The 10,113-nt window shown below is 73.7% G+C and carries 6 protein-coding genes; 4 read left to right on the top strand and 2 right to left on the bottom strand.

The genetic code is table 11. The features are described from left to right. Positions 1-110 precede the first annotated feature (110 nt). Together BGO45_RS08665 and BGO45_RS08660 are read right to left on the bottom strand one after the other, a co-directional pair. Positions 111-2,942 (bottom strand): tetratricopeptide repeat protein, encoded by a 2,832-nt coding sequence (locus BGO45_RS08665; protein ID WP_292692789.1) that lies wholly within the window; start codon positions 2,940-2,942, stop codon positions 111-113. 245 nt (positions 2,943-3,187) lie between these two features. After that, the gene (locus tag BGO45_RS08660) at positions 3,188-4,186 is read right to left on the bottom strand and encodes a LacI family DNA-binding transcriptional regulator (protein WP_292692786.1); all 999 of its coding nucleotides are present in this window, start codon (positions 4,184-4,186) and stop codon (positions 3,188-3,190) included. A 198-nt stretch (positions 4,187-4,384) separates the two neighbouring features. Here BGO45_RS08660 and BGO45_RS08655 point away from each other — a divergent pair, with 198 nt between their 5' ends. The 4 genes from BGO45_RS08655 to BGO45_RS08640 are packed head-to-tail and all read left to right on the top strand — an operon-like array spanning position 4,385 to position 9,988. Further along, positions 4,385-5,644 carry an MFS transporter gene (locus BGO45_RS08655; protein WP_292692783.1) on the top strand — a complete coding sequence of 420 codons (1,260 nt, stop codon included), beginning with the start codon at positions 4,385-4,387 and terminating at the stop codon, positions 5,642-5,644. Next, positions 5,641-7,269: an amidohydrolase gene (locus BGO45_RS08650; RefSeq protein WP_292692781.1), complete on the top strand. Its 1,629-nt coding sequence runs from the start codon at positions 5,641-5,643 to the stop codon at positions 7,267-7,269. Before BGO45_RS08655 ends, BGO45_RS08650 begins: the two co-directional genes overlap by 4 nt. Then, on the top strand, positions 7,266-8,300 hold the full coding sequence (locus tag BGO45_RS08645) for an agmatine/peptidylarginine deiminase (protein ID WP_292692779.1): 1,035 nt from the start codon (positions 7,266-7,268) through the stop codon (positions 8,298-8,300). Before BGO45_RS08650 ends, BGO45_RS08645 begins: the two co-directional genes overlap by 4 nt. Continuing rightward, the gene (locus tag BGO45_RS08640) at positions 8,297-9,988 is read left to right on the top strand and encodes an amidase (protein WP_292692776.1); all 1,692 of its coding nucleotides are present in this window, start codon (positions 8,297-8,299) and stop codon (positions 9,986-9,988) included. Before BGO45_RS08645 ends, BGO45_RS08640 begins: the two co-directional genes overlap by 4 nt. The last annotated feature ends 125 nt before the right edge of the window (positions 9,989-10,113 follow it).

The raw sequence follows: 10,113 nt of genomic DNA, 5'->3' as shown, positions 1-10,113 counted from the left end.
CGCAGTCGGGAACAGCGGCCCGATCACAGCCCACGCGTCATCAGAGATCACATCACGCGACACACCCTCAAGACTCACCCACGCAGCACTCAAGGGTTTAGCAACACGCCCTAGTCGAGCAGGGCCGCGAGCACGTCGGCATCCACTTCTCCCCAAGGGATGCCGGGCGCGGACGCCGGGATCTCCCCGGCGTCCGCGCCGAGGCGTTCGTCGACCCAGCGCCGGAAGGGGTCGCGTTCGTCGGCGGCGCCGCGGACGGCTTCGGCCCGGGCCAGCGCTTCCCGCGCGACATCGGGGCGGCCCGCGGCGGCGTTCCACCCGGCGACACCGATGAGCACCGATGCGACGACGGGGTGATCGCGTGATCGCACGGCGAGCGGCAGAGCCTCGCGCAGCGCCGCTCGCGCCTCGTCGTGACGTTCGAGCAGGAGCAGCGCCTCGGCTCGCAGTGTGCTCGCCCACGCCAGGATCTGCTCCGGGAAGCCGGGTTCGAGGGAGATCCGTTCCGCGCTCCGCAACGCGGCCGCACCGTCTCCGACCGCGAGGTCCACCTGCGCCGCGGCCATGCGGGCCTGGGTGAGGGCGCGCACCGACCCGTCCGCGGTGGCGATCTCCTGCATCTCCGCCGAGCGGGCGCGCGCCTCGGGGATGCGGTCGAGGCGGAGCAGGATGCCGACGGCCTGCGCCCTCTGCTGCAGCAGATCGGAGATGGAGGTCAGACCGAGCACGACCTCGAGGGCGCGGTCGGTGACCTCCAGAGCCTCTTCCAGTCGCCCCACGAGCATGAGCCACTCGGCCCACAGCTGGCTCGCGATGCCGGTGCCCCACGGATCGCCGACCTCGGTGAACACCCGCAGCGCGCGTTCGCTCTCGACCCCGAGCACGGCCGTGTCGCCGGCGTTGACCGCGGCACCGGCGCGCAGCATGTGCATCGTCGCCCGCGACCACGGCGGCGCGGCGGCGATCTCGGCGTCGGTGAGATCGACGTGCCACGCGCGCTCGAACCCTCCCTCGGCGGACTCGAGCACCACCTGCGCCAGGCGCAGGAGCGGGCCGACGAGGGCCGAGATCTCGGACGGATGCCGCTGCGCCGCCTCCTGCAGCGTCGCCCGCCGCTCGGCGAACACGGCGGGATCGTAGGTCGGTGTCCCTCCGGGTTCGGGGAACGCGTCCGAGAACAGCGCCATCGACTCGATGACGACGCTCGGCTCGTCGTCGACCGGAGCGTCCGGATCGGCGAAGGCCGCGAGGGCGGGCCGCAGCTCCTCGACGCGTTCGCGCACCGCCCACGCCCAGAGCAGGGCCCGCAGCAGACGCCGGCCGGGCCGCCGGTCCGCGCCGGTCGTGCGCGTACGCAGCGCGGACGACAGGTTCTCCTCGTTGGCGTCGAACCAGGCGAGCCCGGCCCGCAGGCCCGGCCCGCGCATGGTGCCCTCGCGCTCGGTGGCGAGGGCGGTGAGAACGTCGGCCGCTCTCTCACGGAACTCGGCCTCGGCTCCTTCGGCGCGCAGCCGGTCGAGCCCGTACTCGCGGACCGTCTCGAGCAGCCGGAACCGCCCATCGCGTCGCACGAGCAGTGAGCGGTCGACGAGGGCGTCGAACACCGTGGCATCCACCCCGAAAGTCTCGGCGATCGCGTCGGAGTCGCCGCTGCCGATCCCGTCGGGGAACACCGACGAGGCGCGCAGCGCCACCCGCTCGTCGTCGGTGAGGGTGTCCCAGCTCCAATCGATGAGGGCGCGGAGGGTCCGGTGGCGTCCGGGGCTGAGCCGCGGACCGTGGGCGAGCAGCGCGAAGCGATCGCTCAGACCTGCGTCGATCTCGGCGAGCGTGAGGGTGCGCGCCCGGGCGGCGGCGAGCTCGATCGCGAGGGGGAGGCCGTCGAGCCGCTGCACGATCCGTTCGGCGGTCGCGTGCTCCTCGGGCGACGGCGGGGTGCCGCGCGCCGATCGCACGCGCCGGGCGAACAGCTCGTCGGCGTCGAGGGCGGGCAGAGGGCCGAGGTCGACGAACGCCTCGCCGACGACGCCCAGCGGCTCGCGGCTGGTCGCGAGGATCCGCAGGCCGGGCGTCCCGAGCAGCAGTGCCTGCGCGACCTCGGCGGCCTCGCGGATCACGTGTTCGCAGTTGTCGAGCAGCACGACCACGTCGCGGCCGGCGACGGCGTCGAGGACGCGTTCTCGCGGGGTCAGGGGGACGGTGGCGGCGGTCTCGTTCAGGCGGATGCCGTGACCGACCGCGCCCGCGAGAGCGGCCCACACCTCTCCGGGTGCGGCGGGGGCGAGCTCGACGATCAGGGCGTCGGCGGCAGCGCGCACGGTTTCGACGGCGAGGGTGGTCTTGCCGGCGCCGCCCGGTCCGATGACGGTGACGAGCCGGTCGGTGCCGAGGCGGTCGCGGATCGCCGCCAGCTCGGCGGCGCGCCCGACGAGCCCGGCGATCGCGGCGGGCACGACCGTGGTGTGCGGCGTCGGCGTCGGGGCCTGGGTCGCGAGGCGCTCCGCGTGCCCGCGGTCCTGCCACAGGTCGCGCACGAGCCAGTCGAAGCCGTCGTGCGGGACCCACGGATCGCCGGTCCACAGTGCCAGGGCGTCGCGGGCGAGCGCGGGGTCGCCGTCCCGGCGTGCGGCGACGACGAGGTCTTGGAACCGGGTGATGTCGACGGCGTCGCGCGAGAGGTCGAGCCGGTAGCCGCCGGGGACCGACGTCAGCACCCCGTCGGGGAGTGCCCGGCGCAGGCGCGACGCGAGCGACTGCAGCGCCGCGCGTGGGTCTTCCGGCGGGTCGGCCGGCCACACATCGTCGGCGAGCGCGCGGTAGCCGACCGTGGTTCCGGCGTCGACGGCGAGGCGCAGCAGCAGAGCCTGCTGCCCGCGCCCTGGGACCGCTCCCTCGTCCGCGCCCCACGACACGGAGAGGCCGCCGAAGAACCTGACCTGCACGGTGTTCACTCTAGGTCGCGCGGGATCGCGGCTGCGTGTCGGTGGGGCGCGGCGCGGGGGTGGCGCCGGATCCGCGAGACTGCATCCGCGTGACAAACCCACTGCAGCCTGCAGTGGCTTTGTCAGCCGGATGCAGTCTCGGTGGACCGGCGACCGGGGCCGGCAACCCGGCGGACCGGCGACCCGGACCGGCGACGCGGGCCGCGGACCCGGACCGGGGCGGCGAGCCCCGGGCCCGCACCGCGTCAGCGCGCCCGCGAGGTGCTGTCGCGCACGAGGAGCCGTGGCTGGATCGCGCGGACGCGGTCGTGGGGGTCGGCATCCCACACCTCCGCGAGCAGCGCGACGCAGGCGGCGCCGACGTCGCGGGGCTCGAGGTCGAACGACGTGACGCTGGGCGTGAGCAAGCCGTGCAGGGGCTCGTCGACGTACGCGGCCAGGAGCAGGTCCTCCCCGACGCGCCGGCCCGCGCGGTGGGCGGAGTCCAGTGCCGGGGCCGCCGATCCGCTCGGGACGACGACGATCGCGTCGACCTCTGCGATGGTCAGCAGGTCGTCGACGGCCGCCGCGACCTCGGCCGCCGTGGGAATGAATCCGATGCGTCGCGACAGCGGATCGTCGCCGCGCCCCGCGGTCCACGCGGCGTACGCGTCCGCCACGTCCCGGCTCCACGCGGTTCCGTCCGGGGGCAGCACGGCGGCGATCCGGTGCGCGCCGGCCGCGGAGAGATGGTCGAGCAGACGGGTCGTCGCCGTGACGTGGTCGTAGACGACGCTGCCGCTGACCCGTTCGTCGCCGCCGAGCACGTGCTCGCCGCTCACGACCGGTCGCCCCGCGTCGAGGATGCCCCGGATGCCGGCATCCTCGGTCGTGGCATCCACGACGATGTACCCGTCGACGAAGGCGGTCGGCGGGGAGTCGTCGTCGGTGTCGCGATGGGGCAGCAGGATGACGGAGAGTCCGAGGCGGTCGGCGGCATCCACGACGCCGAAGGCGAACTCGGTGTAGTACGGCAGCCGGGTCGATCCGGGCGGCAGGTACAGCCCGATCGCGCCGTACCGGGAGGTGCGGAGGCTGCGCGCGGGGAGGTTGACGGTGTACCCGAGCTCGCGCGCGGCGGCGAGCACCCGCTCCTTGGTCTCGGGCGAGACGCCCGGCTTGTCGCGCAGGGCGAAGGACACCGCCGCGATCGACACGCCCGCGGCGGCGGCCACGTCGTGGAGTGTCGGCTTGCGGGGGGTCACGGGAGCCGACGCTACCCGACCCGGGAAATCCGGTCTTGCGGGATGGTCTACTTAAACGTTTAATGATCTCGAAACACGACGGGCGCGAGAACCGAAACACCCGGTCTCTAGCCTCGGCCTCATCCGGTTGCGATCGACGACGATCCGCCCGGGGCCCCACTCCGATCGCCGGTCTCCCGGCACCCTCGAAAGGTCCTCGTGTCCTCCACCATCCGCGACACCGCGACGACCGTCGCCGTCGGTTCCTCCCGCGTCCCGCTCCGGTTCCCCACGGCCGGCTCGACGTTCATCGTCGGCATCGCCGGCTACCTCGGCGTCAACCTCTCGCCGTACATGATCATCGCCGTGCAGGCGGGCCTCGGCGCCGACGTGCTCACCGCCAGCTGGCTCGTGACCGGCGCCCTCCTCCTCACCGCCCTCACGGGGCTGGCGGTCGCGCCGCTGTGCGCGGGTCGCTCGCGCCGCACCGTGGCGCGCGCGGGACTCGCGCTCGCGGTCGTCGGCTTCGGCCTGGCGGCGCTCGTTCCCGCGCTGCTCCTTCCCGGTCTGCTGGTCGGGGGAGTCGGCGCGGGCGGGGCGGTCGCCGCCTCCGGCGCCGCGATCGCGGCCTTCCGCAACCCCGACCGCGTCGCCGGCTTCTACGGACTCGCCAACCGCGGCATCATCACGGTCGTCCTCGCGGTCGTGCCTCTCATCGGACTCGCCCCGATCGACGTCTTCGGCTCGATGGCGGTGTTCAGCCTCGTCGCACTCGCGCTCGTGACGTGGCTCCCGGGCGCTCCGGCGGCCCCCGTGCACGCGGCAGCCACGGCCGGGGCGGCCGTTCCGCTGGAGGTGCCGGCCACCGGGACGCTCCGCTCGGCGGCGAAGCCCTCCCGCACGGTGACCATCGCCGGCCTCACGCTCCTGGTCGTGTTCGCCCTGTGGGCGGCGAGCGAGGACTCGCTGTGGGCGATGGTCGGCGTCATGGGCGCCGACCAGGCGGGTCTCACGCCCGAGGGGCTGGGCGTCGCACTGTCGGGGGCCACGGCGGGCGGCCTGATCGCCTCGGTCGGGCTGATGATCGTCGGCGATCGTCTGGGTCGCGGCATCCCGCTCGTGGTTCTGCTGGTGCTCGGCGGCATCCTGAAGATCGTGCAGGGATACGTCACCGACCCCACCCTGTTCGTCGTGGTCTTCATCGTCTGGAACACCACGTACGCCCTCGTCTTCGCGTTCTTCGTCTCGACCTCGGCCGCTCTGGATGCGGACGGGCGCTGGTCGGGCCCGCTGCTGGCGACCTATCTGGTGGGGTCGGCGCTCACCCCGGTCATCGGCGCCAACCTCGCGTCCGGGCTCGGATACCAGGGCTTCACGATGACGCTCGCGATCGCCAGCTTCGTGCTCGCCGTGCCGGCCGGCATCATCGGTCTGCTCTCGCGCCGGCTCGAGCGCCAGGCGGCGGAGGTGTCGGCATGACCCGTACGCTCCTCCGGGGCGGCCGGATCTTCACGGCCGATGCCGACCCGTCCCGGCAGTGGACCGACGCCCTCGCGATCGAGGGCGAGACGATCGTCGCGATCGGCGCCGACGCCGCGGTCGGCGCGGACGAGGTCGTCGACCTCGACGGAGCGCTCGTGCTCCCCGGGTTCACCGACGCGCACACGCACCTGCTCATGATGGGCCAGTCGCTCGGCCAGGTCGCCCTGACCGACGCGCGCACCCTCGACGGCATCCAGGATCTCCTGCGCGAGGCCCGCGCCGCCGATCCCGACGCCCTGGTCCTCCGCGGTCGCGGGTGGCTGTTCGATTCGGTGCCGGGCGGTGCGCCGACTGCGGCGATGATCGACGCCGTCGCCTGCGACGTGCCGGTCTACCTGGATGCCAACGACTACCACTCCTGCTGGGTGAACTCCGCCGCACTGGCCGAGCTCGGCATCACGCGCGACACCCCCGATCCGCTCGGCGGCGAGATCGGCCGCGACGCCGACGGCGAACCGAACGGGATGCTGTTCGAGACGGCGGCCGTGCAGTACGCGTGGGCGCAGCGCGACGCCTCGACGACGGATGCCGAGCGCGACGACGCCGTGGAACGGATGCTCGCCGCGTACGCCGCCGCCGGAGTGACGGGCGTGGTCGACATGGCGTTCGACGAGCACGGTCTCGCCGCGATCGAGCGGGCCGTCGAGCGGCACGGCGGGCGCCTGCCGCTGCGGGTCTCGGCGCACTGGCTGCTGGAGAACACCGGCGACGTCGAGCGCAACCTCGCGCAGCTGGACCGCGTCGTCGAGCTCGCCCGGCGCCCCGCCTCGCCGTGGCTGCGGGTCGTGGGCGTGAAGCTCATCCTCGACGGGGTGATCGACGCGTGCACCGCGGCGATGGGCGCGCCGTACGCCGACGGTTCGAACGCCGAGCCGATCTGGCCGCTGCACGATCTCGCGCCGGTCGTGGCCGCCGCCGACGCCGCAGGGCTGCAGATCGCGATGCACGCGATCGGGGACGCCGCGAGCGACGCCGCCCTCACCGCGATCGAGCGCGCGATCGACGCGAACGGCGACCTCCCGCGCCGGCACCGCCTCGAGCACCTCGAGTACGCCGCGCCCGGGACGGCCGAGCGCATGGCGCGGCTCGGGGTGACGGCATCCCTCCAGCCCGTCCACGCCGACCCCGCGATCTTCGCCAACTGGGCGGCGATGCTCGGCGACGAGCGGGTGGAGCGGGCGTTCCCGTGGCCCGAATACGAGCGGGCCGGGGCGCTCGTGGCGTTCTCGACCGACGCCCCCACCGCTCCCTACGACGCGCTGGCGAACATGTACGTCGCGGCGACCCGGGCCTCGGCCCTCGATCCGTCGGTACCGGCCGTGCACCCGCAGTACGCGCTGCCGCTCGCCGACGCGATCGGACACGCGACCCGGGATGCCGCCGCCTCGGTCGGCGACGCCGACTGGCGCGGGCGCCTGGCCCCCGGTTTCGCCGCCGACCTGGTGGTGATCGACGCCGACCCGTTCATCGAGGATGCGGCATGCTTGCTGACCGCCCGACCCGTGATGACGATGGTGGCGGGACGCACGACCTTCGCCGCCGCACGAGAGGACACCCGATGACCTGGCGCATGCCGTCCGAGACGGCCCCGCACACCCGGACGTGGATGGCATTCCCGAGCGAGGGCCCGACCCTCGGCGAGACGGATGCCGAGCGCGCGGCGGGTTACGCCGCCTGGGCCGCGGTCGCCCACGCCGTCGCCGAGTTCGAGCCCGTGACGATACTCGTCGACCCGAGCGAGCTCGCGCGCGCCCGCCGCATGCTGTCGAGCGAGATCGAGATCATCGAGGCCGGGGTCGACGAGTTCTGGCTGCGCGACTCCGGTCCGACGTTCGCGGTCGACCCCGAGCGCCCGGGCGTCCTCGGCGCGGTGGACTTCATCTTCAACGGCTGGGGTGATCATGACTGGTCGGTGTGGTCGAAGGCCGCGCACCACGGCCGGATCGTCGCCGAGGCCGTCGGGGCCGAGCTCGTCTCGTCGCTGCTCGTCAACGAGGGCGGCGGCATCCACGTCGACGGCGAAGGAACCGTCCTGCTGACCGAGACCGTCCAGCTCGACCCGCGCCGCAACCCGTACGCCGACCGCGCCCGCGTCGAGGCCGAGATGCTCCGCACGCTGGGCGCGACGCACGCCGTGTGGGTGCCGCGCGGCCTGACCCGCGACTACGAGGACTTTGGCACGAGCGGCCACGTCGACATCGTCGCCACGATCCCCTCGCCCGGAGTCCTGCTCCTCCACGATCAGCGCAACGCCGCCCACCCCGACCACGCGGTCTCGCGCGAGCTGCGGGAGTTCTTCGCGACACAGACGGATGCCGCGGGCCGTGCGTTCGACATCGTCGACCTGCCCGCGCCGGCCACCATCCGCGACGCGGACGGGGACACCGACTGGAGCTACGTGAACCACCTGGTCGTCAACGGCGGTGTGATCGCGTGCGGTTTCGGCGAGGAGGAAGCGGATGCCACGGCCCGCGGCATCCTCGAAGACGTCTACCCGGGTCGCCGGGTCGTGACCGTCGACGCGCGCGAACTGTTCGCGCGCGGCGGCGGCATCCACTGCATCACCCAGCAGCAGCCGGAGGTTTCCGCATGATCGACGTGGTCGAGGCATCCATCGCCGATCTCGCCGCAGCTCTCGCCGAGGGGCGCACCACCGCCGTAGAGCTGGTCGAGGCGCACCTCGCGCGCATCGATGCGTACGACGGTCCCGACACCGCGACCAAGCTCAACGCCGTGGTGGTGCGCAACCCCGACGCGCTCGCCGAGGCCGCGGCATCCGACGCCCGCCGCGCCGCGGGCGAGGCGCGCGGGCTGCTCGACGGCATCCCGTACACGGCCAAGGACAGCTACATGGTGCGCGGCCTCACCGTGGCGGCCGGCAGCCCGGCGTTCGCCGACCTGGTCGCGGCGGATGACGCGTTCACGATCGCGCGGCTGCGCGAGGCCGGGGCGATCTGCCTGGGGCTCACGAACATGCCCCCGATGGCCAACGGCGGCATGCAGCGCGGGCTGTACGGTCGCGCCGAGAGCCCGTACAACGCCGATTTCCTGACGTCGGCGTTCGCGTCGGGGTCGTCGAACGGCTCGGGCACGGCGACGGCCGCGTCGTTCGGCGTCTTCGGCCTGGGCGAGGAGACGTGGTCGAGCGGCCGTGCCCCCACGGCCTGCAACGGCCTGTGCGCGTACACCCCGTCGCGCGGCATGATCTCGGTGCGCGGCAACTGGCCGCTGGTCCCGACGATGGACGTCGTCGTGCCGCACACCCGCTCGATGGCCGACCTGCTCGCCGTGCTCGACGTGATCGTCGCCGCCGACCCCGAGACGCGCGGGGACTTCTGGCGCGCGCAGCCGTGGGTGCCGCTGCCCTCCGTGGGGGAGGTGCGGCCGTCGTCGTTCGCCGAGCTTGCGGGTCGGCCGTCGTTGCATGGCAAGCGCATCGGCATCCCGCGCCTGTTCCTCGGCGACGACCCGCTCGTCGGCAGCGGCCCCCGTGGGGTCGGGGGACCGACCGGTGAGCCGATCGAGTTGCGGCCGTCGCTGCGCGCGCTGTTTGACGCCGCCCGCGCGGATCTCGAGGCCGCCGGTGCGATCGTGGTCGAGACGGACTTTCCGCTGGTGAGCAATTACGAGGGCGACCGGCCCGGGGCGCCGACGATCCGCACGCGGGGTCTGGTGTCGGAGGAGTTCCTGCACCGCGAGATCGTCGACCTGTCGGCGTGGGCGTGGGACGACTTCCTCCGCGCGACCGGACACCCCGGTCTGGCGTCGGTGGACGGCGCGGCGATCTTCCCGCATCCCGAGGGCGCGCTGCCCGACCGGTACACCGGTTTCGACGACGACATCGCGGAGTACCCCGCGCACGTTCGGGAGCATCCGGTGGCGTCGTTCACCGAGATCCCCGCGCTCGCCGAGGGCCTGCACGGTCTGGAGGAGACCCGGCGCCGCGACCTGGAGGAGTGGATGGATGCCAACGGCTTCGCCGCCGTGGTGTTCCCGACGCTGAGCGATGTGGCGCCGGCCGACGCGGACGTGAACGAGGCGTCGGCCGACATCGCGTGGCGCAACGGCGTGTGGGTCGCGACGGGCAACCTCGCGATCCGGCACTGCGGCGTGCCGACGGTGACGGTCCCGCTCGGGACGATGCCCGACATCGGGATGCCGTCGGGCCTCACGTTCGCGGGTCGCGCGTACGACGACGCGGCCCTGCTGGCGATGGCCGCCGCGTTCGAGGCGCTCCGCCCGCGCCGGACGGTGCCGCCGCGGACGCCGGCGCTGGGGTAGGGCGCGGGGCGCCGGTGCTGCGCGGCGCGCTTCGAGCGGCGCGGTCGCGGTTCGGGGCGTGATTCGTGCATTGGGGCGTGAATCGCGCGCCCCAATGCACAGAATGCGCCCCGAACCGGACGTCG

The organism is Microbacterium sp. 71-36, from assembly GCF_001898305.1.
GTDB lineage: Bacteria > Actinomycetota > Actinomycetes > Actinomycetales > Microbacteriaceae > Microbacterium.
This window is presented reverse-complemented; position numbering and strand designations above follow the sequence as displayed.

Excerpts from the sequence above, each read along its gene's own strand:
- BGO45_RS08645 (WP_292692779.1), top strand. The coding sequence starts at position 7,266 with ATGACCTGGCGCATGCCGTCCGAGACGGCCCCGCACACCCGGACGTGG.
- BGO45_RS08650 (WP_292692781.1), top strand. The coding sequence starts at position 5,641 with ATGACCCGTACGCTCCTCCGGGGCGGCCGGATCTTCACGGCCGATGCC.
- BGO45_RS08640 (WP_292692776.1), top strand. The coding sequence starts at position 8,297 with ATGATCGACGTGGTCGAGGCATCCATCGCCGATCTCGCCGCAGCTCTC.